Raw genomic sequence first — 24,219 nt, 5'->3', positions numbered from 1 at the left:
GCTGGGGCGGCAATGCCGCCCACAGATCACTTGCTCTCTGGCCGACCAAAGAAGAGCGGCAAGGCGGTTTGCTGAGCTGCGACTTCGCAGGCCTCGGCAAAGGCGTGCTTGACATAGCGGTCGAGCTGGTATGGCTCGATCAGCCACGCGAGCGATCCGCCTTTTTTGCGATAGCGGAGTCGGACGGGGATGCGATAGGGCTCGCCCCCTTCAAAGATCGGGATGGCGATCAGGAACATATTAGGCACTGACAGCTTGTTGCCTTCGGCGTCCTCGTGTTCGGTTTCAAAACCGATGGCTTGCTCGCCCGTGTTCCGGTCGATGATCACCTTGGCCTTGGTGTCCTCGTTGATCTGCAGGCCCTTGCTGAGTTCCATAAGCTTCTGCGGCCCGCACGGATTGCCATCGAGCTTGTGCATTAGCTCGGCGAGCCGTTTGTCGGACTCTGTTTCCGGCTTTTCGTCTTTGTTGGCCAGGAAGCCGGGGAGGGGTAGGACATCGAGAATGTTGTCTTCGAGGAACAGGGCAAATTCGAGAAGTTCAAGAGGGTTTGCCGCGATGACGCTCCAAGCCTTGATTTCGTCAGACAGAGGGAAGCGGTGTGTGACACGATGTTGGCAATGTTGCGGATAGACGCTGTCTGCCGCACGAACCACATCTGGCTCATCGAGGAGGTTGACGCGGTCGTGATAGTCGATCACCGCCGAGATTTTCAAAATCTCGTTGTTGTCGGTGCGCTCGCCGAACAGGGCACTTTCTTCATTCTTGAAGCGGTTGACATAGTCGATCAAGCTATCGAGATGGTCCATGCTGGCGGTCGTTTTGATCGCTCGGGGGTGCTCGTCAAACCTTTCCAGCTCATCGTTGAGTTGGACACAGTCTGTTCCGCCCTGCTTATTGCGCGTGAACAAATAAGTGAGCTGTTCATTGCTTCCTTTGTGAGGGATTTGCAAAATTTCCGGGGCGTGATTTTGGCCAGCCAGCTCGGAGATGCGGTCGATTGCTTCTTTGGTGAGATCGCTCATGATGTCGCCTGTTCGATAAGGGGTTGAATTAGATGGTCTTCACGTCGCTGGAATCGGGCACCTCTTTTGGTTTGCCGCGGAACATGTCCATCTGTTTGGGATTGAGAGGGGTCAGCCCCTTCTCGGTGACATAAAGCATCGACGTGCCACGCGGGGCCTTGGGCAGTGACTTGTCGAGCGATGGCCGGACCGACAGGGTGCCCTTTTCCATCTTCAGCTTGAACTTGATGGTCAGCGTGGCCGATGGCTCGCCGCCGTGATCGAGCATGTAGTCGGTCAGTTTTTCGCGGATTTCGGTCAAGGTGTCCGAGCAGTCTTGATGGAATTGTCCATCCTCAAGGCTCTGCATGAATTGGCCGAATTGGCGCAGGATCGGTGGTTCGTTGGTCATGATGCCTGCTCCTCTTTCTTTGGATATTTTTCACCACAGAACGGGCAATAGCTCGGAAACACTGAAATTGCCTTTGGCTTGCCGCGGACAATTTCAATGCGTTTGGTTTCGAGCATCAGGCCCGGATTTGGGTTTTCTCTGAAAAAAAATGCTTGTGAGAGAACTGTGTTTCTCTCGGCAAGTTGTTCATTCACTGTTTCAATGCAATTGCACATAGCTGCCTCTGCGCGGGTTGGGGTTGTAAGCTGACGTCGGCGGCGATGGCCGCCGACGTCAGGATCCAAAAATCAAAAGTAGGGAAAGGGTGATGGCGGCGGTGCTGGCGGCGATGGCGACAGTCTCGGCGATGTAGCGCAGGACTTGCGAGACCGGTTGGGAGGCCTTGTCGCGCATCTGCTCGATCGCGATGCGCTGGCGGTGCGGCCAGTCCGGTCTGGCAGGGAGGTAAAGTGCGGTCATGGGTGGCTCCTGCTACAAAAGTGAAAACTGCTGGCTAGAGGCGGGGGCAAAGTCAAAGGCTTGCTGCCCCAATTTGGGGCGCGTCACGATAACTTTGTCTTTGCTGCGAAGTTCGCTCTGGTAGAGTTCCCAAGCGTCTTGCAGCGCACCTTTGTTTGAAAGGTGGATGGTCCAGAAGGTTTCTTTATGCTTGTCGGAATATTTGTGCCGACTGCCGTCGGGTTGTTCTTCTGCGAAATTTACGCATTCCAGCCGCATAAACTGGTCTTTGGTGCCAGCGTGGTCGTCCATAAAGGCGCGCCGTTCACTGCCCAGTTTTCCAAAGCGGCAAGCCAGTCCGCGAGACCGGCAATAGGCCTGAAAGTTCATGTCCGAACTATCGAAGTCATACTCATGGATCTGCGTGCGGACATCAAAGTCTTGGCAAAGCGCTTTTGGATGTGGGCGTTTCCACCCGGTCTGTTCGGTGATGGTTCTTGCTTGTCGGGGCATGGCTGGGTGGTTAAGAGTGGTCATGGGTAAAGCCTCAAATTGCAAAAATGCAATAGCATAATTGCGCAAAAAAGCTATTTTGAAAAGTGCAAAAATGCAAACAATGGTTAAGTTTGTTGTAAACTGTTGTTTTGACGTTCAATTTTTTGTTTGAAATTCTACCCACGGTGGTCTTGACTGGTATGAGCACTCAGCTGTGGCGTGCGGGTGGCTCAAGAACTTGTGGAGGATTAACGTGAAAAAACTGATTAGCCTTGCGGCTATCGCGCTTGTGCTTTCGGTCGTGGGCAATGCGTCTGCGCAAGGATTACCCCGCTATGACCCTAAAGGGCACTGCAAAGAGGTTGCGTCGTTCGGTGGGGAGTATTCAGCGATGTTGGATAAATCATGCCTGAAGATCGAGCAGAGCGCCTATAATGGTTTGAAGGCCGGATGGGAGGACTACCCGCAATCTGCCAAACGGCATTGCAATCAAGTGGCGACTTTTGGAGGTAGGGGGTCGTATCAGTTGTTGCAGTCTTGCATTGATATGGAAATAGAGGCGGCAAAAAGTACGCCAGATTTTGAGTTTTAGGTTTATTAATCGCCGCAATGGCGGATAATTTGGGAGGTTGCCGTGACGACAATAATCAGAAAAGAAGTGAGAAAGAGGGGTTTTTTCGGTTGGGTATTTTTGACCCTTTTCATTGTGTTTAATTTGATCATGCTGCTGTGGCTTGTCGCAGGGGCGGATGCTTTGAGCGAGTTGAAACCGGTAGGGGCGGCAGAGGAGGCAGGCCATGCTATCGGTTCAGCGGTAGGGATCGGCATGGTGCTGATTCTATGGGCCATTGGATCAGTGATAACGGGAGTCCTGGCGCTGGTGTCTCGGGGAAGAAAAACGATTGTTGAAGAGACGGTGCAATAATCATTTTTGTTCAAAGATGAAACGACAAAGCCCGCGTGAGCGGGCTTTTATGGTTGTTATCTCTAGTGGATGTGCTCTTCGTGTCTAATATCCTAGAAGCTCATTCATTGTTAGCACTTTCCAGACGTTGACGGCATATTTGTCGGTTTTCTCAGGAGCGGGGCCATCGGGGATAATATATTCGATGGTGGCCTCCGGGTTGTGTTGTTTGCAGATGATCCGATTGCCGTCCCGGCGCTGAAATATCTTGATAAAGGCTTCTTTTTCTTTCGTGGCCGGATTGTAGGTCTCGATGATCACGCTGTCTCCTGGTGCTGCGGGCCGGTCAGGATGAACAAAGCGCAATTCGCCGGGGTTGTGCTGGGGCACCATAGAGTCGCCTCGCACATAGATGGCAAAGGCATTCTTTGCGGTCATCAAGCTGGGCGGGCGGCGCACGAACTCAACTGTTTCCGAGGTGATTTGCATCGCACCGATCAGGCCACCCATGGCCGTGCCGCGCACCTCGATATCCATGGGCCCTGAATGAAAGCTCTCAAGTGGGCGGGGCGGAATGCTGGCCGCATAGGCGACTTCTTGCTCTGGGCCTGCGATATCCGGCATCTTGCTGCCCGGCACCAAGGGCAAATACTCCTCCTGATAAAGGGTAATCTGCTCAGGTGAGGCTTTGCCGGACTGGATATGAGTGCGCATGGCCTCCTCAAGCTTCTCCATTGTGCTCTGCTTGATTTCGGAATCGGCCGACCCGGCCAGGTAGCGGGAAAAGGTGCTTGCCGCAACTCCGGCAAAGGGTCCGAGAGGGGACGCCTTCAAGCCGGTTATTCTCATCGCCAATTCGAGTTTTCTTCTAGTCAGGTTGCTCATGGCGTCTTGCCTTTGTGACCTTACTTTATTGCTGTCGATTGCGATTATGCACAAAAAAGCCTTTTTGCATTCTTGCAATATTGCAATTAATGTGCGCAAATGCTCTTTATGGAAATTGCAATGCAAATTTCGGAGAGCAAAATGTGCGACAGTGGGCACCCTCTACAGGTCTTTATGGACTTGAAAAAGTGGAAGCAGATCGAAGCTGCAGATGCACTCGGTTGCGCCGCCTCAACAATCTCGCGGATACTCAAAGACGACAGATGGCCTCCAGCGGAGATGATTAACGCTGTTGAACATTTGAGCTGCGGGGCAATCACGTTCCAGTCGTTTCAGGCATATTTCCGCAATCAGGAGGCCGGTGATGCTGCCTGACCCGCGCCTCATGCTCCCGTGCGAGCATCTCACCGATTTCGCGCGCCTTCGCTCTGACCTCAGTCGGATTCTCGGGGAGGGCAGTCTTGCCCGCTTTCGTCATTTGCTGCGCATGGACGCTCTTGTTGCCCGCTGTGGGCGCTTTCGCCATTTGCTGCGCAATTGGCTTTCGCACAATGAGCGGCGGGGCTTCGCCCCTTGCTCGTACTGGCCGTCGACGTCGGCGCTTTCGCGCCTTGTCTTTTGTCATCTTTCTCGCCTCCTGATTTCTGGATTGCTTTCCTGCCGGGCAGTCTCTCAAGACTGCCCACTGCCTGTCACCGAGAAAGACGGGAGAAATTTCTCATGACCGAGGCCCGCCAATATGCCGCCGACTTTTACCTGCGCCTGCGGCATCGGTGCCGCGCCTTGATCAAGACATGCGGCGGCATCGAATGCGCCGCCGACCTTTCGCGGGTCAGCCAAGCCCACATCGGGCGCTATGGCGCGCCGGACGGGCGCGACTGGATGCCCGCTGATGTGATCGCCGATCTGGAAAAGGACATCGGCGAGCCGGTGGTCAGCCGGGCGCTGGTGCAGGCGCTGGGCTTCGAGGTGGTCAAGCTGCCCGACGGGCGCTGGGACGGCGACATCAACCAGCAGCTGGCTGCGATGTTCAAGGAAGTGGGCGAAGTCACGCACCACATTGGCGAATGTCTGGCCGATGACGGTGAGATTACGCCAGACGAATGCCGCGCGCACCGCCTGCGCAAGGAGATCGACGACGCGCTGCAGGTGCTGGTTGGCATGAAACAGCGGGTCAAACAAATCGAGGAGGGCGCGTGATGGACAAGGAACGAATCAGGCAGCGGCATTTCCGGCACGGCAACAGCCTCAAGCGCATTGCGGCGGATTATCACCTTGCGGCTGCTGATATAGCGGCAATCTGCGGCTATGGCCCCAAGCCTCGTCCGATGCTGCCGGATTGGTTTGTTTGTTTGGAGGAAAACATTCAGGCCTTGATCACGTGGGCTTGCGATGCGGAAGGCGTCGATGTCAATGGCTTTCACAGATCGAAAGAGGCGCGACCGGCGCGCGGTGCAGTGGCATGGCACCTGGCCAACCGCTGGGGCATGACGGGCGGCGCAATCGCCGCGATCATTCAGGCGACCGCGCCGAATGCTCTGGTCATGATCAGCAGCTATGGCGGCGCGCGGGACTGTCCCATTGATCCGCCCTTGCCGGAGCTTCCCTCTGCCTATCTCACCTGTCTCTGCGCGCTGGCGCATGACGAGGAGGAAACACCGCTGGCGATCTATCATGGTGAGCGGTCGCACCACAAGCATCTGTTTCGGTTGTTCCTCGGGCGGTTGGTGCACGAGGAAGGTTTTTCGCAGGCTGATGTGGTCGAGGCCCTGGGCGTCGACAAAAAGACCGTCCGCCGCGCGGCGCAGGCGCATCTCCAGCGACAGAAGCGCGTGTCAGGCCGGCACATCGTTCAGGAGGCACACCATGCGGCGTAACAGACAAGGCTGCATGGCGGCCGAAGTCGTCGCTAGCGCAAGCCAATTGCGGAGCAAATGGCGAGAGCGTCAACGAATTTTGCTTGTGATGGAGGCCGTTCAATGAAGCGTCACCACAATTTTTCCACGTCATTCAAGCCACCCATTTCGGTCTCGCCGCTGCGCGATCCTGCCTCCGGGCAAGTCCATTTTCGCGTGTGCGGTCCGTTCCAAATCCCCGATCCGCGCTTTAGCACGGTCTCGCCGAGCGAGCTGATCGAGCTGCATGAAAAAATCGGAGCCGCTGTTGAGGCTCTGCAGCGCGGCGAGGGGGCAGAGTGATGCTTGATCTATTCCAGACCGAGTCCGGCCCCGGCCTTCCACCAATTGGCTTCATCGATTCCTTTGCCGGTGGTGGCGGGGCGTCAACAGGCATTGAGCTGGCAACAGGCAAGTCGCCTGAGATAGCCATCAACCATTGCCCGCTGGCGCTGGCCATGCATGCGGCCAATCACCCGGACACGCTGCATTTGCCCTCTGACGTGTGGGCGCTGGATATTCGATCCTACACGCAAGGCCGCCCGGTGAATGACCTCTGGGCCAGCCCGGATTGCACCCATTTCAGCCGTGCGCGCGGCGGCAAACCGACCAGCAAGCGCGTGCGCGGTCTGGCATGGGTGATCGTGGAATTTTGCCAGAAGCTCGGGCGCAGCCGCCCCAAACGCATCTTCATGGAAAATGTTGAGGAATTCCTCACGTGGGAAGATTTCGACTTCTGGAAGTCCGCGCTTGAGAAGCTGGGCTATAAGCTGGAATGGAAGGTTCTGCGCGCCTGCGACTATGGCACACCGACCATCCGTAAGCGGCTGTTTATCGTCATGCGCCGCGATGGCAAAAAGATCCGCTGGCCTGCGCCCAGCCACGGCGCGCCTGATAGCGCTGATGTGATCGCCGGTAAACTGAAGCCATGGCGCACTGCGGGCAATGATGTGATCGACTGGTCGCAGCCCTGCCATTCGATTTTTCTCAGCAAGGAAGAGGGCCGAAAGCTCGGCATCAAGCGTCCGCTGGCCGAGAACACGCTGAAGCGGATTGCTGCCGGCATCCAGCGCTATGTGATCGATGCAAAAGCGCCGTTCATTCTGACACTGACCCATGGCGGCAGGCACGAACCGATCAACCGGCCCATCAGCACAGTGACCGGAGCGCACCGTGGCGAGAAGGCGCTCGTCGTTCCACATCTGATGACCATGCGAAACTCAGGCAAGCCTCACACCGCGGCCTATGAGCCGATGCATACGGTGGTGGCCGATGGCGCGCAGCATAATCTCGGCGTCATCGGTCGGCCTGCCGATCAGCCTGTCGCGACGATCACCACGCGCGGCACGCAGACACAATTGGTCTGCTCGCACCTCATGTCCATGCATGGCTCAACTCGCCGCATGAGTAGCCTTTACCGGCCTGTTTCGACCATCACGGCAGGCGGCGGCCACGCTGCCGAGGTGCGGGCCTTCCTGATCAAATATTACGGAGCTGGTGTCGGTCAATCGGCCAACGAGCCACTGCACACCATCACCACTAATGATCGCTTTGGCCTCGTCACCGTCGAGATCGGCGGCGAGCCCTATGTGATCGCCGATATCGGCATGCGGATGCTTACCCCGCGCGAGCTCTATCGCGCGCAAGGCTTCCCTGATGATTACAAGATCGATGTCGATCACAACGGCAAGCGCTTGAGCAAAACAACCCAGATCGAGAAATGCGGTAACAGCGTCTGCCCGCCAGTGGCCGAGGCGCTGGTGCGGGCCAACCGGGGCGAGATCCCGGTACAAGGGGAGTGTGCGGCATGACAGACAAGACCGCGAAGCGGGCGCCGTCGAAGCAAGCGCCAATCAATTGTGCAGCAAATGACGAGAGCGATGTCCTTTCCACGAAAAACACGGCGCGCGGATTCGTGCTCTCTGGCTTCGTAGACAAATATGGCCAAAGTTGCAGCCTGCAGGAGAGCTCGTGCGCTGAAGAGCCGTGCGTGTGGTTTGGCGTTGATAACCCGGCGCAGGTTGCGGCTCCTGATGGTCAAGTCGTCATCCTCAGTCGCATGCATCTGACACAAGATCAGGTCAAAGCGCTGTTGCCTCATCTGCAGCACTTTGCAGAGACTGGCGCTCTACCAGAGCTTGGCGGTGCAGCATGACCCTCCACCTCGCCGATGCGCGCGACATCACCGTCCGCGATGCTGATTTGATTGTCTCGGACGTGCCCTACAAGCTGACGCAGGGCGGGCGCTCGCCGCATCCAGATGCGCCGCGTGGCGGATGGCTCAAGGAGTATGACAACAAGGGTCAGCCGGTTGTCTGCGATATCAGCTGGGATGAGATTATGGATCTCTGTTTCCAGTCCCTCGCTCCGCGCGCTCATGCCTATGTGTTTTGCAACGATAAGAACCTATGCGATGCGCTGAACGCGGCCAGCCGCGCGGGCTTCCGGTTCCACAATCTACTGATCTGGAACAAGCGTTCGGCAATGCCGAACCGTTGGTACATGAAACCGGCTGAGTTCGTTCTGTTTCTCGGCAAGGGGAAGGCTTTCACCATCAACCAGCCCGGCTCTATGGCGCTGGTTGAAATGCCGTGGCCAGACGAGACGAACCATCCAACCGAAAAGCCTTGGCCGCTGCTGCAGCGCTATATCCGCAACTCCTGCGAAGAGGGCGCGGTGGTGTTCGATCCGTTCATGGGATCGGGCAGCACAGGTGTCGCCGCCGCCAAGCTCGGCCGCCAGTTCATCGGCATCGAGATCGAGCAAAAGTGGTTCGACGTGGCGGAAGCGCGCATCGCCAAAGCTCAAAGAGAATTTCAGACATTGGGGGGGCAGGCGTCCTTCATCGGTGCCAGCAAGGCCGCCGATGAGCAACTTTATCTGGAAGGTCTGCAAGACAGCTAGGGCCCGACGCCTATCGACAGTGCCAACTGGTCGTCATGACGACCAGTGAGAGCGACAAAAGGGAGCAAGACGCATGACTGATCAACTTGAGAAATCTAAAAATACAAGAAAAGGCGATTGGATGCAGACCGCATCCGGGCGCGTGTTTTGGCCGATCGATCCAAGGCCGGAAGATGTCTGCATCGAGGATATCGCCCACGCGCTTTCGAACATGTGCCGTTTCTGCGGGCACTGCCTAACATTCTATTCCGTCGCCCAGCACAGCGTCTTGGTTTCGCGGCAGCTACCCGATCACCTCAAGCTCTGGGGTCTCTTGCATGACGCCTCAGAGGCTTATGTGGTCGACGTCCCGCGCCCGCTGAAGCCGTTCCTTGGAGGTTACAAGGCGGCCGAGAACCAAGTGATGACGAGCATCACTCAGGCGTTCGGCCTCGATACGGAAGAGATGCCGGCAGAAGTGAAGCGCGTTGACAACGCTATTCTTGCTGACGAGATGGCGCAACTTATGGCTTCTCCCCCGATGCCATGGACACTGCCAGAACCACCGCTTGGAATCATGATTGAACCATGGCCACCAGCGCGCGCGGGTCTTGAATTTATGAAAGCGTTTCAGAGCTATTGGGGCGGTGCGTGATGGCTGAGAATTCCAAAATCGAATGGACCGAGGCGACGTGGAATCCGATTGCGGGTTGTTCGGTTGCATCACCGGGCTGCAAGAATTGTTATGCGATGACATCGGTCGCGCCGCGCCTGGCGGCCAATCCGAAAACGCCACATTATCACGGCACGGTCGAGAAGACCGCCAAGGGCAAATATGTCTGGACGGGCAAGATCGGGGTGGCTGGCGAAGACAAGCTCATGCAGCCCCTGCGCTGGAAAAAGCCGCGCATGATCTTCGTCAACTCCACATCGGATCTGTTCCATCCCAACGTGCCCGAGAATGTGATTGATCGGATTTTCGCTGTGATGGCCCTGTGCCCCCAGCATACGTTTCAGGTTCTTACCAAACACCCGGAACGGATGCGGGATTATAGCCTTCGGAAAAATCCAAACGGGCACCATCCAGCGATGGATTATGCGGCTCTGATGGCTGCAACGGGGAGCTGGAATACACCCGCCGTTGATCTTTTCTGCTGGCCTCTTCCCAACGTCTGGCTTGGGGTGTCGATCGAGGATCAGCCGAGGGCAGACGAAAGAATACCTCATTTGCTCGGAACACCAGCTGCCAAGCGGTTTGTTTCGTGTGAGCCTCTGCTGGGGCCGGTGGATCTCAGCGAATTGACGCGCCTTGATGGCACTCATGTCTATAGCTGTTTACCTCCTGTGGACGTCAATCAACAAGATGACGAATGGAACGGCGCAACCGTCGATTGGGTCATCTGCGGCGGTGAGAGCGGCGCAGGCGCCCGCCCGATGCATCCCGATTGGGCGCGGTCCATTCGGGATCAGTGCGTTGCGGCTGACGTCCCATTTTTCATGAAGCAAATGGGTGGAAAGCGAAAACCCTTTGAACCAATACCTGATGATCTAATGATTAGGGAGTTTCCTAATGCCCCGCGGTAAGCACAAAAACCATACAAAGGCGTCGAAACAGCATCGCTGGAAACCGGGAAGCCGTGTCGGTTCAACAGGTCATGTAAAGGTGCGTGTTGGAAAATGTCACCCTTTGGCGGATCCGAACGGATGGGCTTACGAGCATATAGTTGTATGGGTATCCGCTGGGAATGAACGACCAGCCAAGGGTGAGGTTCTGCACCACATCAACGAAGACAAAACTGACAATCGGCTGGAGAACCTTCAACTGATGACCCGCGCCGAGCACAACCGGATACACAATATTGAAAAAGGTCGCTGTCCTAAAACGGGCCGGGTCGTCGGCAAAAAACGCGCCGGTCACCTGCTCGATGGGCAGGAATGGCGGCAAAAGCCAGACAAGTCCGCAACGCGGCCGCCGCCAGCGCAAGTACAAGCAAGGGGCGAAGCCCCGCCGCTCAATGAGCGAAAGCCAATTGGGCAGCAAATGGCGAAAGCGGGCACAGCGGGCAACGAGAGCGAGGTGCAGTCATGAAGCCGATCTCTCCTGAAGTGAAAAAAGAATACGAAGCACAGGCGCAAGCCTATTTCACGGCCATGCGTGACGCTCTCTATGCCGCCACGGATACGTTCGAAACTCCAATTTCAAACGCTGCGATGACCGCGCTCGTTGCTCTGATGGCTGAAAGACTCGCTGCCGTTCCTGATGGTCGGATTAGGAAACAGATGAAGCGTGATCTTGATCAGTTGAGAGATCAGGAAATCAACAAGCTTATTTCGAAGCCTGATTGGCAGTACAGCGAAATGGCAACTCTGGGAGGGCGTGACGCATGACTCTCATTGAGATGCTGAACGAATGGTCAGGCAGGAAGATCCTTGACAACCTTAGAAAAAGATACGGCGGGATCCAATCGTGCCCTTGGTGCCGCCAGTGCGCACAATCACAAAGCGGATGGAGTTTTAATCAATGGGGACGCGATCCGTTTCTGGACGTTCTGACCTGCGGTGTGTGCGGTGGTCAGAGCCTTTGGCGGTTCGAGATTGGAATGATCTACATTGGCCCGCTTGCTGCGCCCAATCCTTCACACGCTGCCGTGCCTTATTACGACATCGAAAATGCGAAGCTGAAAGAGGTCTTTCGTGGTGAGGGAAGTTCCGCGCCATGACCTATTTTCATGAACACAAGCGTCCGGAAGGGGCCGAGATCACGGTCGAGTATGACTACAAGGAAGGCTCCGGCGACTATTTCGCGGGCGGGTGCTGGATGCCCGGCGATGACGCCGAAGTGGAGATTATCGCGGCCTTTGGTAATGACGGGGGGGTGACCCTGACCACCGCCGAATGTGAGGCGATTGAGGCGGCCATCTACGCCGACCCGCCAAACGTCGACCCTTACGATGATTGGATTGATTATGACTGATCTCACCCTCGATCCAGCCAAACAGCCGCGGCGCAAGGCTGGGGTGCCGTTTGTTGATCACTGGTGCCGGGCCAAGGGCTGCGACAGGTGGGGATCGTTCGGCATTGGCCGGGGTCTGTGGTTTTGCGCTGACCATCTCGCGGCGGGTCGGATGATCCTTGAGCGGGTTCCGGTACCGCAAAAACAAGACGAAAAGCAAGCGCAAGGGAGGTTGATCTGATGGCCTGCACGATCGCAAAAAAAGCCCCGATAAATCGGAGCTTTCATGTTTGCTTTTTCAGCCGCGTTCTAGACGGGGCAAGGACCGTCCGGCAAGGGCGTGTGATTCCTGGGCAACTTGGAGCGGATGGAAGCCGCGACAGTTGGTGCAATTTCTTTTCGTGCTCTCATGAAGCGGAAAACGTTTTTACGCAGGCGCCATCCGTAATACATGTTTCGATAAGAAATAGCCATCAGTCCAGAGGACGAGGCATCGACAAAAGCTTCAGCCAACTCGGGGTTTTGTTTAAGACGAAGAAGTGCCGCAGTGAATTCTGGCATAGATGGATCTTCATTTGTCTTGTCGTTCTCGATCATTTGGAGTGCCTCGTAGAACAACTTTGCAGCATCCTGTCTGTTGACATATTTCCGTATGTTCAGGATCAGATCGACAATAAAGTCCGGCGTATCAGGATCTTCTACCAACAAAGTTGCACTTTTAAAGAATTTTTCAGATGCGCGAGCGAATTCCTCGTAATGCCTTCTTTTGGTCGTGACAAACCAAGAAATGGCAAAAGAAACGGCAACGAGAATGCTCAAAATGATATTCAGTATTGTCATCAGCTGCCTCCTTCTACTTCGTCGGTTTCGGGTTTGAACAAGTCCTCGTTTCGTCTGTTCGCAATCGCGGCATCGAGGCGTTTGTTATTCAGGTCATTTGCATTTGAGATTTCGCGTTTTCGATTTAAGCCTGCAAAAACCTCTTTGATGATGTTAGGAAGTCTCCATAGTAAAACGAGAATACACACGCCTGCAAAGCCTGCCACCTTAATCAGTTCAGTCAGATCGCTGGAGAGTTCCAACGCGCTGGTGGCATCCGCTTGGGGCATTGTTGCGCTATCCGTCTTTGGCAATTTCCAAATAGTTCATTTGGTCATATCAACCAAAACGGGTACCCGCAATACAATATATGGCGCAATTGTCTCACTTCATAGATTGACAGCCGGTAAAATTCATGCAGCGGCGATCACTTTCGAGCGATATACGCCGTTTTTACGAGTTCTCCTTAACAGTTTCACACAGGCAACGAGCATATCACGCGGTTGCAAAGCGAGAACAAGGGGAATTTCGCGCGTCAGCTCTCCTGTTACACATAGTGCTGAATTGTGGCGAATCTCCTGCTGTTTGACAATTTTTGCAAATCAGAGCATGGTTGCGGGCGGAGCTCAAAACTCTTCACAGCGGATGCCGCGCCCGATAGCTTGCGGTATTTTTGCGCCTAGAATCCGGGTGCAATCCCCTATGGCGGGGGTGCGGAGAATACAAGACCGGTTCGCCGGAAATAATCCCGCCTGGCTGTGTACAGGTTTTGAGCCCCCGCTACCAGTGGGTCTCAAAAGCTCTCTGGGAGCGGTGTGTGAAACGCCGTACACAGAGGCTTTTGTCATGACCCAATCCCCATCAGGGGCGCAGTGCGCCCAATCCCGATATCTCTTAGAGGTTGAATGCACCTTCGCGGATTTGCGCGAATGTCTGTTCGCCATGTCTTTTGTCGCCGGTGACATTGCGCTCGTCGATCACGAGGCGCGGGTGATGTCCGCGCTGCGCGATGCCATGCTCAACCGCCTGTCGCTGGCCGAACGCGAGCTTGACCTGCTCGAAAAGCAGATCAAACAGGGGAGGGCCGCATGAGCGAGATGATCCCCCATGCCTTTGAAGACAGTCTCATCCGGTCGTTTCTGCGTGAAGATGGTGAGCCCTGCTTCATTGCCAAAGACGTTTGCGCCTGTTTGGAGACAAAGAAGACCGATAGTGCGCTAAGAGGTTTGGATGAAGATGAAAAGGGTACTCGTTTAATGAGCACCCTTGGTGGCAATCAGGAGATGAGTTACGTCACCGAAGGCGGGCTCTACACCCTGATCCTGCGGTCGCGCAAGGCGGTCACACCGGGGACGGTGCAGCATCGGTTCCGCAAATGGGTAACATCCGAGCTTTTACCCACAATCCGCCAGACGGGGCGCTATGAGATGCCGGGGCGTGAAGGCGGCATAGATCTTGGCTCCCTGCAGGAGCTGTCCAACAAGGCTCGCCTTGTCGATTTGGCCCTGAAGCTCAAGGGCCGCGAGGCGGCCTATGTCCTGTGGGAACAACTCGGCTTGCCGGAACTATCAGAAGGTGGTCCCGACAGGGCTCCGGATGGCCCGGATCTGCATCCGGTTGATGAATTCATCGCCGCTTGCGTCATGCCCGCACGGGGCAATCTGCTCTCAGCCGCTGACTTTCGCGCCGCCTACGCTGAGTGGGCCAAAGGACACGATAGGCCACACCTCAACATGACCGTTATCGGGCGGCGTGTGCGCGAGGCGGGCATCCGCAAGACCAGACCGGGTGGTGACAGCCGCCATTATTACTATGCCGATATTGCATTGGTGGTTGGGGGTGAGCAGTGACAAAGACCATGCACCAGCCCCGCATGCGCTATCCCGATGAGGTGGTGGTGCGCGCCAAGGCCGGGTTTGACCTCGTGGGTGCCATTGGCCAACTGACGAAGCTCAAAAGCGCTGGACGGCTGATGTCAGGTCGCTGTCCGGATCCGGCCCATCGGGACAGGGACGCCAGCTTTGTCGTCAACCCGTCGCGCAATCTTTATCACTGCTACGCGCCCAGCTGTCGCCTGAATGAAAAATGGTTCTCGCCGATCGACTGGATGATCGATTTTCGCGGGGCGGCTGATTTCAATGAGGCGATGGAGATGCTCGGCGGGGTGCGTGATCCGCTACCCGCGCCGGTGCGCCGCAAGATGGCGGCCGAGCAGGAAGCCAAGGCCAAGCAAGCCGAAGACGATGCAAAGAAACAGGCCGAAGACGGACGCCTAAAGGGGCGCAAGATATTCGCGGCCGGTGGCCCGATGAAGGGCACGCTGGGCGAGACCTATCTGATCGAGGGCAGAGGGCTTGCTGGCCTTGATGTCACCGCCCCGGCGCTGCGCTTCCACGCTGATCTGCCCTATTGGCACGAGGTGAAGAAGAACGTTTTTCGCGTCATTCATTCCGGACCGGCCATGCTGGCGGCCTTTCAGGACCGGTGGGGCAATTTTTCCGCCGTGCATCAGACCTGGCTTTTGCCTGATGGCTCGGGCAAGGCGGTGATCGAATTTGAGGGCGAGGAGGGGCTTGAGCGCCTCCCGGCCAAGAAGATTCGCGGGCCCTTCATGGGCTCGGCCATTCGCCTGACACCACCAGCAAAGCTCATGCTTTGCGGTGAGGGCATCGAGACGACGGGCGAAATTGCACGGCTTCACCGACCCGGAACGGGCGCATGGGTCGCCGGCACGATGGGCAATCTGACGGGGCGGTTCCATCCAGATGCGCCCCGCGCGCCGCACCCGACCGACCCAAAGCGCCGTTTGCCAGCAATCGTGCCGGACATGACGAGCCTGCGCATGGCCGTGCCTGATATCTGCAAAACCGAGATTCTCATCGCCGATGGCGACACCAAGGATCTGCATGCCCTGCATGCGCTGCTGGATATGGCCGAACGCCGCATTCGGCAGGAGGGGCGCGCCGCGGGCCAACTCTGGCCACCCGGCCGACAGGATTTGAATGATTGGGGGCGCCAACTCCGCAAAGCGGATTGCGCCCAACTCGCGCCAGTTCATTGCAAGGCAATGAACGAGAGCGACCAAGTTAAAGCAAGCACCGAAGAGGAGGCGCGCCATGTCTGATCACGATACGCACGATCATGAGATGGAGGAAAGCGGCGCTGAGGATTGCGCAGAAGGCCATCCAGCGGATGATGCGCTGATTGATGGTTTGGACGCTGCCGAGCGTGAGGCCCTGCCGCCTATGGCCTCCCATGACGAAAAAATCAAATGGTGTGCCACGCTGGATCAGAATGACGTGGGCAATGCTCAACGGCTGATCTGCCATTTTGGCAACGGCATTCTCATGGTCCGTGAGCAGGGCTTTTATCAATGGTCCGAAACCCATTGGGAGATGACCGGAGGCGAGGAGCGCATTGCCATTTTTGCCCAAAAGACAGCCAAGTTGATCGAAGAAGAGGCGGCATTCATCAAGATGACGCCAACAGAAGAGACCGCCGTCAACGACGCCAAGAGCATCGAAGTCTCGGATGAAAACACCGAGGCCGAAAAGACGCTGCTGGACAAGGCAAAGAACGCACAGGCGGCGCTCGGAAGGCGCAAGGGAAAGAGGCGCAGCTTTGCGCTGTCGAGCGGCAACAATGGCAAACTGATGGGCATGATCAAGCAGGCCTCGCCCCACATAACCATCGGTCCGGAAGAGATGGATGCGGATCCGATGGTGTTCAATGTGCAGAATGGCACTTTGATCTTTCGGCGTGTCAGGGATGAAACCGAGGGTAGATTTCTGGAAACGGACCTGGTGCCACATGATCGAACCATGCTTATCGGAAAGTGCGCGCCGGTCAAATATGACCCGACTGCCAAATGCCCCAAATGGTTATCATTCCTTGAAAAATTTCAGCCAGATGAGGATCGGCGAACCTTTCTACAGGTCTATTTTGGCTATAGCCTCACGGGCCTGACTGATGAGCAAAAGCTGATTTACATGTACGGGAAGGGCGCGAATGGCAAATCGACCATGATCGAGGCGCTGTGTCGCCTGATGGGCGTCTATGCGGGCCAGCTCAACCCGGAATCCGTTGCAGGCACGGGCCAGCGTAGGGGTGATCAAGCCACGCCTGACCTTGTCACGCTCAATGGCAGGCGCCTGGTCCGCATGTCCGAGCTGCCAAAGGGGCAGGCGGTGAAGGAGGATCTGATCAAGGGTCTGACGGGGGGCGAGCCGATCATGGTGCGCCACCTGAACAAGGGCTTCTTTGACATGACTCCCATTTTCAAGGCCGTGATGTCTGGCAATGACATGCCCTACATAACCGGGACCGACTGGGGCATTTGGCGCAGACTGCTGATTGTGCCGTGGGAGGTGACCATTTCAGACGAGGAAAAGCGGCCCATGGCTGAGGTGCTCGCCGAGTTCGATGCCGAGCGATCAGGCATTCTCAACTGGTTGCTGGAGGGTCTGGCCATCTATGTCAATGAGGGGCTGCGGGTGCCTCAAAGCGTCACGGCTCTGACGGAAAACTACAAGTCAGAGATGGACCCGATCCAGAACTTTATCGATGCCTGTGTTGTGCGCGTTCCTCCCGATGAGGAAGGAAACCCTGTGTGCCGTGTGACGGGCGCCGATATGTACAAGAGCTATGAGATGTGGTGCCGGGCCTCTGGTGTCAAGATCTTCTCATCGACGCTCTTTGGACGCGAGTTGCCCAAGAAAGGCATTGAAAAGGTCAACGGGCGCATCCGCGAATATATCAACGTCAAAATCGAATTGCCGGAGGAAATCCACCATGAACACGAGTTTCCACCCGATCGGCCCAAGGATTGATCACCCGCCCACACCCACCCGATTGGGGATAGTGCGCACCAAATGTGAACACTCGCGCGCAATTTTGCGTTCACCTTGCCGGTTTTTGCGAGGGTTTAGCGAGGGTTTAGCGAGGGTTTTAAGCAAACTATCGCGGGTTGTTTTCGTCGCGATTTCAAAGACTTGCGGGGAAGGTGCGAGGGTTGCGATAGTTTACGCGCGCACTCACACATGAGGGGTGCGGGGAAGATTAAAGAAAGTGTTCTCATGTGCGTTATAGACCCTAAAACTATCGCAACCCTCGCAAGGGGTAAATAACTCACTGACTTAAAATAACAAAAGGCCCGCGAGGGTTTGCTTAAAACCCTCGCTGAACTATCGCAACACTCGCAAGAGGGTTTATCCGCCGAAGAACGCCAAAGGGAGCGAAAGCCATGGTCATCGTCTATAAGTCCGGAATGAAGCAAGGGGCATCCGACAATTGTGGGGTGCTGTCCGTTCAGCAAGAGCGGCGGGATCGGGATGCGGCGCGGGGGCTTCCGGCGCGTGTGTCGATCGAGCAATTGCTTGAATGGGTTTACTCAGCACAGAAGGCCGACAAGGTCTCCGGCCTGATGGTCGAGGATGTGGTTGCACTTGCGGGCGGCGGCTGGGTGTTTGATCGAATTGGTGAGCTTGGCTGCATGATCGATGGTGGCGGCCCAGCGGGGCAGGATGTGGATCCCGATGCGCTGGCCATCCATGAGGCGGTGTGTGCCTATGCTGCGCTGGGCAAGGTCGAGGCGATGCGGGCAGGGCTGGTCGTGCTCTATGCGCGCGCCGGGGTGCGGCCCGATGTGCTGACCGATGAGCCGCCGATGCGGTGCTATGATCGCGCCAGCTACAGCTATTGGGCTGGTGATGTCGAATTGGACTTTATCCCCAACTCCAAGATGCGGCGACCTGCTGGCTATGACGGGCCATTCGTACGCAAGGGTCAGGCCTGTGATGTGATGTTTGTGCGGGACTATCAAACCCACGAGAACCGTTTGATATTATGGCAGGATTGGGCGGCGGGTCTTGAGGAGTTGCATGGCCGCATGCCCCCTCTCAATGGGTGGCGTCTGCGGCCCTTCAGCCTGCCCGCCTTCGTGCGCAGTGAGGGCAGGGCTCAGATTTGAAGCAAATCCCGCTTGTGTCCACATCGGGTTTGACATACCGTTTAATAGTCGAAAAGTAACCCGTGATTTGCAAACCGCAGATCGCGGGTTTTTGTTTGGGGTAATGCCCGGCTGCGAAGGCAGGGCGCGGGCTGATGTTTCTCAAGCTGGAGGTTTTGCCATGATCACGGCGCTGTAATGGTGCCACTCCCCACCTTGACGCCCGCACTCACGCCTCCCGGTGCGGGCGCCTCTTTATGGCGTGTCCGGCGCTGTAGCCAAACAATCAGCGGTGAGGTGGCAGATTTCCTTATTGGAGCATTCCCATGCAGGTCTATGTTTCCCTGAAGAATGCGCCAAATGTTCGTCGCTTTGACAACATGATCAAGGCGCTGGGTGAGAAAGATCAAAAGCTCGTTTATGTCCGCGCAATCAACCATTCAGGTGCCAAAGCATTCACTCAAGTGAAGAAGGCCTTGGCCAAAGAGACTGGCTTGGCGCAAAAGCACGTCGCGCGTTACGTTGCCAAACCACGCAAGGCCAACTTCAGTGATATGGCTTATCGTATCCGGGCTCGCGGCGGTGACGTTCCGATTAAGTACTTCAAGGCGAAGGAACGGAAAGGTGGTGTCACCGCCAAGCCGTGGGGCAAGAAGAAATTCTTTCCAAACCACTTCATCACCTCGGGGCGCGTCGGCCATCGGTTCTCAATGATTGCGTTTCGTGGACATGTCTTTGAAGCGTTCGATACGTCTACTCGACGTTGGGGGCGCTCTATTCGGAAAGGCAAATCCGGGGTGGTCGTACCTGCCGCGATGATTGACGGTGCTGCCGCTCAGGCTTTCCGCGATCATGCGGCGCCTGCCGTTGAGAAACGCCTCGAGCACGAGCTCCGCCGCGTCCTTCTCTGACCCCACCCCCTACCTTAGGGACCGTACTCCGGCCCGACCTCGACACGGGGGGAAACCCGCCCGGAATTTCGCTAGTTTCTTAGGGGTTTTTATTGGGTTGTTTGGGTTGTTAGAGTTGTCATCTTTGGTTGTTTGGAAGGGGCGGTTGTTACCATGACTGTGCTGATCTCTCCCAAGGAACTGGCTGAAAAACTCGGTGTTACATCGCAGGCCGTAACTAAGAACATCCGTCGTTGGCGAGACCAAGGGGCTTTCAATGACGGCGAACTTCGGTTCTCGGGCCGGAAGGTGGTCTCAGTCTCGGAGGCCAAATATCGCCTGCTGTATGACCAGGTCATCAATCTCAATATGAAACGTGGGGAAGATGAGAACGGCGAATCTTCGATCGATCCCAGTATTGAGAGCGGCCTCAACTCCGAGGATAAAAGCCGTGTAGCCCAACTCAAACTGCGGGAAGCTGAGGTCAACATCGAGATCAAGGAGCTGCGGCTCGCTAAGGAAGCTGGCAAGTTGCTGGATGCCGAGAAGTTGATGGAAGGGCTGCTTGGTTGCGCCCGCGATATCAGCGCCAAGATCAATCGTCTCGAGAACAAAACCGAGAAGCTTGTGACCGCCTTCAAGCGTGATGGCGATCACGGGGTCCGTAATGCCCTGCGGGAAATTGCATTCGAAACCAACGAACAGATTTCCAGATCGCTGATGGCGATCGCCAAGGATGCGGAGGAGGGCGACCCGCTAGATTTTGATTGAGGTTGAGTGATGGCCCAGCTTGTCGGAGCAATGCGCTTTGTTGCCAAGACACTGGCACGCGGCATTCGCCCTATCAAACCGATGCCATTCCACGAATGGCTTCAGAAAAACATCGTTCTTGTTGACGGCAAGCTACGCGGTGAAAAATGGTCGGCTGAAGAAGCTCCCTATCTGCTGGAGATTGCGGAGTTCCTGAGCATTGAGAACCCGGCCACTCGTGGCGTGGTGCTCAAGTGCCAACAGTCTGGCGTGTCTATTCTGGCGATGTCCTGGAGCCTCTATCTTGCCGAGCTTGGTCTGGATAGCATCCTTTATGGCATTCCCGGCAAGGATATCCTTAGCCGCATGAACGGCCAGAAGCTCCAGCCACTGATCGACAAGTGGCAGGAGCATACCGGCAAGCGGATCATCAAGGATGACATCAGCCGCAGCGGCAAGGGCTCGACGACCTATGTCAAAAAATTCGCTGACAGCTTTCTGACGCTGGTCAATGCCAATACGCCGGGCGAGCTTTCCTCGTTTACCGCCCGCTTTGGTATCAAGGATGAGTTCTCGAAGTGGAAGAATTCGCCCAAGGGAGATGACCCGGACGAGTTGTTCGAGGGACGCTTCACAGCGTTTTTGCGTTGGGGACTGCAGAAGATTTTCGAGTTCTCAACGCCTGAAATCGACAGTGGCGACGAGACAGGAGATGACCCGACACACTGCCGGACGCATCGCAGCTTTCTTAAGTCTGATCAGCGCCACTGGCACATCCAGTGCCCTAATGAGGACTGCAGTGGTGATGGTGAATTCGTTCTCGACTATGAGAATTTCGACGTCGATCGCAAGAATCCGGAGCTGAGCTACTGCTTCTGCCCTGATTGCGGCGCCAAGGTTTATGAAAGCGATCGCATCGAGTTGGTGCGCAAAGGTCGCTGGATTGCTTCCAACCCGGACGGCAAGTATCCCGGCTGGAGTATTCCGGCCTTCATCAGCTTGCAGCTCGGCCTTAAGGACATTGCCGAGGCGCTGATCAACGCTGAGAAGAAGGGCGAAGCGGCGCTCAAGAACTTCTTCAACCTCTATCTTGCCCGACCCTACGCCTTCAAAGGCAATGCGCCGGACTATCAGCGTCTGATGGAGCGCCGCGAAGACTATCCGCAGGGCTTCATTCCAGAAGCCGGTTTGATCTTCGTTGGTGGTGCCGACGTGCAGCATAACGGGATCTATGTTGAGGCGGTCGCCTTTGCCGAGGATCGGCAGAGCTGGTCAATCTGGAACGAGTTTCTGGAAGGGCCAACCGACAACCACAATGCGGGTGCCTTTGTTCTGCTTGATGAGTTTTACCGCAAGACCTTTGAGGATGCGCGGGGAACACCTCGTCGCCTGATGGCTCTGGCCGTTGACGGTGGCGACGGTGGCCGAATGAACCAGGTGCTGGAATGGACCAAGCGCCGCTATAACACCTTCGCCATCAAAGGCAAGGACGGACATCATGTTCCGGCCATTTCGGTGCCTGCAAAACAGTCCATTCGCAAGAGCGGGAAGAAGAAGAAATTCGGATCAACGATGCTGTGGCCCGTCGGGACATGGGATCTTAAGCACGAGTTTTACGGCAACTTGCACCGACAAGGAGTTGCCGCGGGCGAGGTCATGGATCCGGGTGGCTATTGCCATTTCGGTCTCTGGCAGGGTGAAGAGTATTTCAAGCAGATCACTGCAGAATCCTTCAACCGCGAAGTTAAAAACCACAAGCTGGTCGAAGGCTGGGACCGTCTGCGCAAGGACAACCACTTCCTCGATTGCCGCGTGTACGCAATGGCGATGGCCGAGAAAGAAGGCCTCTCCAGTATGACGCCGGCCCAATGGGCCGCTCTCAGACATACGCTTCTGCCTGCGCAGGCAGACTTGCTTTCCAGCGATAGCGCTAAACTAGCGGCGGGGTTGACCCCGACACAAACAGAACCCGAGACGGTGAGCGAGGCCAAACCGGCCGCGGCTGAAGGACCAACCCGACATGGCACAGACGAACGTCAAAGCAGCTACCAGCGGCGGCGGCAGCTTGTTTAATGGCATGCGAGGGCTTGGAACCAAGACGCCGCGGCCGGTCGCCCAGATGATGCGTGACACTACCACAGGTGCGCTTGCCGGAAGGCGGGTGTCTCTGGTCGAAACCAAGGACGATATCCGCCGGGTGTGGATGCGGTCTGCCGCTCTGGCGCAGGATCTGACACAGAATAACGGCCGCCTCAAAGGGGCGGTTGAGCAGACGCTCGGGGACACGGTCGGGGATGAGCTAAAGCTCTCTCCCGCACCTCGTCTTGAATCCCTTGGCTGGACGCCGGACGAAATTTCCGATTGGAAAAAGCTGGTCAAGGAGAAGTGGCAAGAATGGTCATGGGAGCCGACAGAGTGCGACTATCGCGGTAAGCTGACCGTGCCTCAAATGGTCGATGTTGCGCTTCGCTATAACTTCTCTTTTGGCGAAAATCTCTCGATCCTCGACTATTTTAGCCCAAGCCTTCGAAAGCGCTACGGCACCCAGACGGGCACCAAGGTTTTGCTTTTACCGCCAACAAGACTTGTGCAGGAAACTCGTGAAGCGACTGGGCTTTTTCAGGGTGTTTTGCATGATGAAAATGGTCGGGCCACGCATTACCGCATCAAGGATAGCGATCGTACTAGGACGCGAGACTATCCGGCCTATGTGAATGGCCGGCGCTCTGTGTTGCACATCTTCGACCCGGAGGGGGCCGATGATGTTCGCGGTATCTCCAAGCTTGCCTCCTGCTTCAAGACTTTGGTTCGTCAGGATACTTTGAGCGATGTGACGCTTGACCAGGCGATCGCGCAAGCTGCTGTGGCCATGGTTCTGACGAGCAATCTTCCCAGCCCGGAAGCCTTTGAGGCGTTTCAGGAGTTGGGTGGCAATGAAGTTGGCCCGGATGGGAAGCCTGCCCCCAACGGCTACGCAAGCCTGGGCAATGAGATCATGGGCTACTTGGCCGATGCCTATGCCGCGGTGAAAGACGCTGGCGGGATTCGGTTCGGGCAAGGACCGATGCTACCGCACCTAGCTCCGGGCGAAAGCTTCGATTTCAAGACGGCAAGCGTGCCCGGCAACAACTATATCCCATTCTCAGCAGACTTAAGACGGGAGGTCGCCGCAGCCATCGGGGTGACCTACTCGAGCTATTCAAACGACTACTCGAATGCGACTTACAGTTCGGTGCGGATGGAAGTGGCTTCGATCTGGCCAAGGGTGATCCGTCGTCGCGAGCGCATCGCCGCTCCTCTTTGCCAGGCGATCTATGAGGCTTGGCTCGATGAGCAAATCGGCATGGGCCGGATCTGGTTCAAGGGCGGTTATGCTGCCTTTCGAGCCTATCGCGGTGCTGCCGTCTGGGCGCAGTGGAAAGGGCCGGCCCCTCCAACTGCCGATGATTTCAAAGCTGCGCGCGCTGCCAATGAACGCGTGCAGGGTGGAACATCCAGCCTTGAAATCGAATGCTCTGCTGTAGGGCTTGATGGTGATGAGGTGCGTGCGATGCGTATCGCCGAGCATAAGGCATATTCCGACGACCCAATGCCGTCGCCTTATGCGCCACGTGCCAGCCAACCCGCTGGTGGTGAAGGCTCATCGGCTAGCCCTGACACTCCAGACAAGGAGGTCGATGCATGATCATCAAAATTGGCGGCCTTCAGGTCGATAGCGCAGTGCCATGTGATGTGGTTGAAGCGCTCAATCTAGTGCTGGACAAACTGGCAACCGGAAGTTTGCGCGAGGTGGTCTGGTTCGGTGACGACAAGGTCACCTATACCAAGGCAAATCCAAACCTGCTGAAAGAGCGGGTTGCGCATTATCAGGGGCTTTGTGATGCGGCGAACGGTCAACCGAAACGCCGCCGTCGCTTTGCTACCCGATTCTGCTACTGAGGAAA

General features: G+C 56.3%; 36 protein-coding genes. 28 read left to right on the top strand and 8 right to left on the bottom strand.

Going from position 1 to position 24,219, the window contains the following annotated elements:
• Nucleotides 1-26: 26 nt before the first annotated feature.
• The gene (locus CPH65_RS22040; protein ID WP_244574482.1) at nt 27-809 is read right to left on the bottom strand and encodes a DUF2303 family protein; all 783 of its coding nucleotides are present in this window, start codon (nt 807-809) and stop codon (nt 27-29) included.
• On the opposite strand from CPH65_RS22040, the gene CPH65_RS24770 reads away from it, so the two are divergent.
• Nucleotides 801-1,052 (top strand): hypothetical protein, encoded by a 252-nt coding sequence (locus CPH65_RS24770; RefSeq protein WP_244574481.1) that lies wholly within the window; start codon nt 801-803, stop codon nt 1,050-1,052. The two genes, CPH65_RS22040 and CPH65_RS24770, sit on opposite strands and share 9 nt — an antisense overlap.
• Nucleotide 1,053: 1 nt before the next feature.
• On the opposite strand, the gene CPH65_RS22035 is transcribed toward CPH65_RS24770, so the two are convergent.
• The 4 genes from CPH65_RS22035 to CPH65_RS22020 all read right to left on the bottom strand — a co-directional run bounded on the left by CPH65_RS22035 (nt 1,054) and on the right by CPH65_RS22020 (nt 2,391).
• Complete coding sequence (locus CPH65_RS22035; RefSeq protein ID WP_096175866.1) at nt 1,054-1,416, bottom strand: hypothetical protein; 363 nt, start codon at nt 1,414-1,416, stop codon at nt 1,054-1,056.
• Nucleotides 1,413-1,610 carry a hypothetical protein gene (locus tag CPH65_RS22030; RefSeq protein WP_244574480.1) on the bottom strand — a complete coding sequence of 66 codons (198 nt, stop codon included), beginning with the start codon at nt 1,608-1,610 and terminating at the stop codon, nt 1,413-1,415. Before CPH65_RS22030 ends, CPH65_RS22035 begins: the two co-directional genes overlap by 4 nt.
• 79 nt (nt 1,611-1,689) lie before the next feature.
• Complete coding sequence (locus tag CPH65_RS22025) at nt 1,690-1,875, bottom strand: hypothetical protein (RefSeq protein WP_096175864.1); 186 nt, start codon at nt 1,873-1,875, stop codon at nt 1,690-1,692.
• Nucleotides 1,876-1,887: 12 nt separating this feature from the next.
• On the bottom strand, nt 1,888-2,391 hold the full coding sequence (locus CPH65_RS22020) for a hypothetical protein (protein WP_157747853.1): 504 nt from the start codon (nt 2,389-2,391) through the stop codon (nt 1,888-1,890).
• 211 nt (nt 2,392-2,602) lie between these two features.
• On the opposite strand from CPH65_RS22020, the gene CPH65_RS22015 reads away from it, so the two are divergent.
• Together CPH65_RS22015 and CPH65_RS22010 are read left to right on the top strand one after the other, a co-directional pair.
• Nucleotides 2,603-2,941, top strand: a complete 339-nt coding sequence (locus tag CPH65_RS22015; protein ID WP_157747852.1) for a hypothetical protein — start codon at nt 2,603-2,605, stop codon at nt 2,939-2,941.
• A gap of 42 nt (nt 2,942-2,983) precedes the next feature.
• On the top strand, nt 2,984-3,274 hold the full coding sequence (locus CPH65_RS22010) for a hypothetical protein (protein WP_157747851.1): 291 nt from the start codon (nt 2,984-2,986) through the stop codon (nt 3,272-3,274).
• Nucleotides 3,275-3,358: 84 nt separating this feature from the next.
• On the opposite strand, the gene CPH65_RS22005 is transcribed toward CPH65_RS22010, so the two are convergent.
• A complete protein-coding gene (locus tag CPH65_RS22005) occupies nt 3,359-4,138 on the bottom strand; it encodes a S24 family peptidase (protein WP_096175860.1) in 780 nt (259 codons plus the stop codon).
• Nucleotides 4,139-4,237: 99 nt separating this feature from the next.
• On the opposite strand from CPH65_RS22005, the gene CPH65_RS22000 reads away from it, so the two are divergent.
• From CPH65_RS22000 to CPH65_RS21930, 15 genes are all read left to right on the top strand, one after another.
• Nucleotides 4,238-4,513: a helix-turn-helix transcriptional regulator gene (locus CPH65_RS22000; RefSeq protein WP_096175859.1), complete on the top strand. Its 276-nt coding sequence runs from the start codon at nt 4,238-4,240 to the stop codon at nt 4,511-4,513.
• Entirely contained in the window at nt 4,503-4,862 is a 360-nt protein-coding gene (locus CPH65_RS21995; RefSeq protein ID WP_096175857.1) for a hypothetical protein, read from the top strand. Before CPH65_RS22000 ends, CPH65_RS21995 begins: the two co-directional genes overlap by 11 nt.
• The gene (locus CPH65_RS21990) at nt 4,859-5,338 is read left to right on the top strand and encodes a phage regulatory CII family protein (RefSeq protein WP_096175855.1); all 480 of its coding nucleotides are present in this window, start codon (nt 4,859-4,861) and stop codon (nt 5,336-5,338) included. Before CPH65_RS21995 ends, CPH65_RS21990 begins: the two co-directional genes overlap by 4 nt.
• On the top strand, nt 5,338-6,015 hold the full coding sequence (locus CPH65_RS21985) for a hypothetical protein (RefSeq protein WP_096175854.1): 678 nt from the start codon (nt 5,338-5,340) through the stop codon (nt 6,013-6,015). The genes CPH65_RS21990 and CPH65_RS21985 overlap by 1 nt, the downstream gene beginning before the upstream one ends.
• A 102-nt stretch (nt 6,016-6,117) precedes the next feature.
• The gene (locus CPH65_RS21980) at nt 6,118-6,336 is read left to right on the top strand and encodes a hypothetical protein (protein ID WP_096175852.1); all 219 of its coding nucleotides are present in this window, start codon (nt 6,118-6,120) and stop codon (nt 6,334-6,336) included.
• Nucleotides 6,336-7,844: a DNA cytosine methyltransferase gene (locus CPH65_RS21975; RefSeq protein ID WP_096175849.1), complete on the top strand. Its 1,509-nt coding sequence runs from the start codon at nt 6,336-6,338 to the stop codon at nt 7,842-7,844. Before CPH65_RS21980 ends, CPH65_RS21975 begins: the two co-directional genes overlap by 1 nt.
• On the top strand, nt 7,841-8,188 hold the full coding sequence (locus CPH65_RS21970) for a hypothetical protein (RefSeq protein WP_197703900.1): 348 nt from the start codon (nt 7,841-7,843) through the stop codon (nt 8,186-8,188). Before CPH65_RS21975 ends, CPH65_RS21970 begins: the two co-directional genes overlap by 4 nt.
• Complete coding sequence (locus tag CPH65_RS21965) at nt 8,185-8,937, top strand: site-specific DNA-methyltransferase (protein ID WP_096175847.1); 753 nt, start codon at nt 8,185-8,187, stop codon at nt 8,935-8,937. The genes CPH65_RS21970 and CPH65_RS21965 overlap by 4 nt, the downstream gene beginning before the upstream one ends.
• A 73-nt stretch (nt 8,938-9,010) precedes the next feature.
• The gene (locus CPH65_RS21960; RefSeq protein ID WP_157747850.1) at nt 9,011-9,571 is read left to right on the top strand and encodes a phosphohydrolase; all 561 of its coding nucleotides are present in this window, start codon (nt 9,011-9,013) and stop codon (nt 9,569-9,571) included.
• Nucleotides 9,571-10,500, top strand: a complete 930-nt coding sequence (locus tag CPH65_RS21955; protein WP_096175843.1) for a DUF5131 family protein — start codon at nt 9,571-9,573, stop codon at nt 10,498-10,500. The genes CPH65_RS21960 and CPH65_RS21955 overlap by 1 nt, the downstream gene beginning before the upstream one ends.
• Nucleotides 10,487-11,005, top strand: a complete 519-nt coding sequence (locus tag CPH65_RS24860; RefSeq protein WP_096175840.1) for an HNH endonuclease signature motif containing protein — start codon at nt 10,487-10,489, stop codon at nt 11,003-11,005. The genes CPH65_RS21955 and CPH65_RS24860 overlap by 14 nt, the downstream gene beginning before the upstream one ends.
• The gene (locus CPH65_RS21945; protein WP_096175837.1) at nt 11,002-11,304 is read left to right on the top strand and encodes a hypothetical protein; all 303 of its coding nucleotides are present in this window, start codon (nt 11,002-11,004) and stop codon (nt 11,302-11,304) included. The genes CPH65_RS24860 and CPH65_RS21945 overlap by 4 nt, the downstream gene beginning before the upstream one ends.
• A complete protein-coding gene (locus tag CPH65_RS21940; RefSeq protein WP_096175835.1) occupies nt 11,301-11,636 on the top strand; it encodes a hypothetical protein in 336 nt (111 codons plus the stop codon). The genes CPH65_RS21945 and CPH65_RS21940 overlap by 4 nt, the downstream gene beginning before the upstream one ends.
• Nucleotides 11,633-11,890, top strand: a complete 258-nt coding sequence (locus tag CPH65_RS21935; protein ID WP_096175832.1) for a hypothetical protein — start codon at nt 11,633-11,635, stop codon at nt 11,888-11,890. Before CPH65_RS21940 ends, CPH65_RS21935 begins: the two co-directional genes overlap by 4 nt.
• Nucleotides 11,883-12,110 carry a hypothetical protein gene (locus CPH65_RS21930; protein WP_096175830.1) on the top strand — a complete coding sequence of 76 codons (228 nt, stop codon included), beginning with the start codon at nt 11,883-11,885 and terminating at the stop codon, nt 12,108-12,110. Before CPH65_RS21935 ends, CPH65_RS21930 begins: the two co-directional genes overlap by 8 nt.
• A 68-nt stretch (nt 12,111-12,178) precedes the next feature.
• On the opposite strand, the gene CPH65_RS21925 is transcribed toward CPH65_RS21930, so the two are convergent.
• Together CPH65_RS21925 and CPH65_RS21920 are read right to left on the bottom strand one after the other, a co-directional pair.
• Nucleotides 12,179-12,709 (bottom strand): hypothetical protein, encoded by a 531-nt coding sequence (locus CPH65_RS21925; protein ID WP_096175828.1) that lies wholly within the window; start codon nt 12,707-12,709, stop codon nt 12,179-12,181.
• On the bottom strand, nt 12,709-12,978 hold the full coding sequence (locus tag CPH65_RS21920; RefSeq protein WP_096175826.1) for a hypothetical protein: 270 nt from the start codon (nt 12,976-12,978) through the stop codon (nt 12,709-12,711). The genes CPH65_RS21925 and CPH65_RS21920 overlap by 1 nt, the downstream gene beginning before the upstream one ends.
• Nucleotides 12,979-13,534: 556 nt before the next feature.
• Here CPH65_RS21920 and CPH65_RS21915 point away from each other — a divergent pair.
• From CPH65_RS21915 to CPH65_RS21870, 10 genes are all read left to right on the top strand, one after another.
• Complete coding sequence (locus CPH65_RS21915; RefSeq protein WP_096175823.1) at nt 13,535-13,780, top strand: hypothetical protein; 246 nt, start codon at nt 13,535-13,537, stop codon at nt 13,778-13,780.
• On the top strand, nt 13,777-14,538 hold the full coding sequence (locus tag CPH65_RS21910; protein ID WP_096175821.1) for a Bro-N domain-containing protein: 762 nt from the start codon (nt 13,777-13,779) through the stop codon (nt 14,536-14,538). The genes CPH65_RS21915 and CPH65_RS21910 overlap by 4 nt, the downstream gene beginning before the upstream one ends.
• Nucleotides 14,535-15,812 carry a CHC2 zinc finger domain-containing protein gene (locus tag CPH65_RS21905; RefSeq protein WP_096175819.1) on the top strand — a complete coding sequence of 426 codons (1,278 nt, stop codon included), beginning with the start codon at nt 14,535-14,537 and terminating at the stop codon, nt 15,810-15,812. Before CPH65_RS21910 ends, CPH65_RS21905 begins: the two co-directional genes overlap by 4 nt.
• Nucleotides 15,805-17,517 (top strand): phage/plasmid primase, P4 family, encoded by a 1,713-nt coding sequence (locus CPH65_RS21900; RefSeq protein WP_096175817.1) that lies wholly within the window; start codon nt 15,805-15,807, stop codon nt 17,515-17,517. Before CPH65_RS21905 ends, CPH65_RS21900 begins: the two co-directional genes overlap by 8 nt.
• Before the next feature lie 413 nt (nt 17,518-17,930).
• Nucleotides 17,931-18,656, top strand: a complete 726-nt coding sequence (locus CPH65_RS21895; RefSeq protein ID WP_096175815.1) for a hypothetical protein — start codon at nt 17,931-17,933, stop codon at nt 18,654-18,656.
• A gap of 359 nt (nt 18,657-19,015) precedes the next feature.
• Complete coding sequence (locus CPH65_RS21890; protein WP_157747849.1) at nt 19,016-19,546, top strand: hypothetical protein; 531 nt, start codon at nt 19,016-19,018, stop codon at nt 19,544-19,546.
• Between the two features lie 153 nt (nt 19,547-19,699).
• Nucleotides 19,700-20,296: a hypothetical protein gene (locus CPH65_RS21885; protein WP_096175813.1), complete on the top strand. Its 597-nt coding sequence runs from the start codon at nt 19,700-19,702 to the stop codon at nt 20,294-20,296.
• Between the two features lie 9 nt (nt 20,297-20,305).
• Complete coding sequence (locus tag CPH65_RS21880) at nt 20,306-22,348, top strand: terminase gpA endonuclease subunit (protein ID WP_096175811.1); 2,043 nt, start codon at nt 20,306-20,308, stop codon at nt 22,346-22,348.
• Nucleotides 22,296-23,960, top strand: a complete 1,665-nt coding sequence (locus CPH65_RS21875; protein ID WP_096175810.1) for a phage portal protein — start codon at nt 22,296-22,298, stop codon at nt 23,958-23,960. The genes CPH65_RS21880 and CPH65_RS21875 overlap by 53 nt, the downstream gene beginning before the upstream one ends.
• On the top strand, nt 23,957-24,214 hold the full coding sequence (locus tag CPH65_RS21870) for a hypothetical protein (protein ID WP_096175808.1): 258 nt from the start codon (nt 23,957-23,959) through the stop codon (nt 24,212-24,214). The genes CPH65_RS21875 and CPH65_RS21870 overlap by 4 nt, the downstream gene beginning before the upstream one ends.
• Nucleotides 24,215-24,219 lie beyond the last annotated feature (5 nt).

The organism is Cohaesibacter sp. ES.047 (genome assembly GCF_900215505.1).
Lineage (GTDB): Bacteria > Pseudomonadota > Alphaproteobacteria > Rhizobiales > Cohaesibacteraceae > Cohaesibacter.
This window is presented reverse-complemented; position numbering and strand designations above follow the sequence as displayed.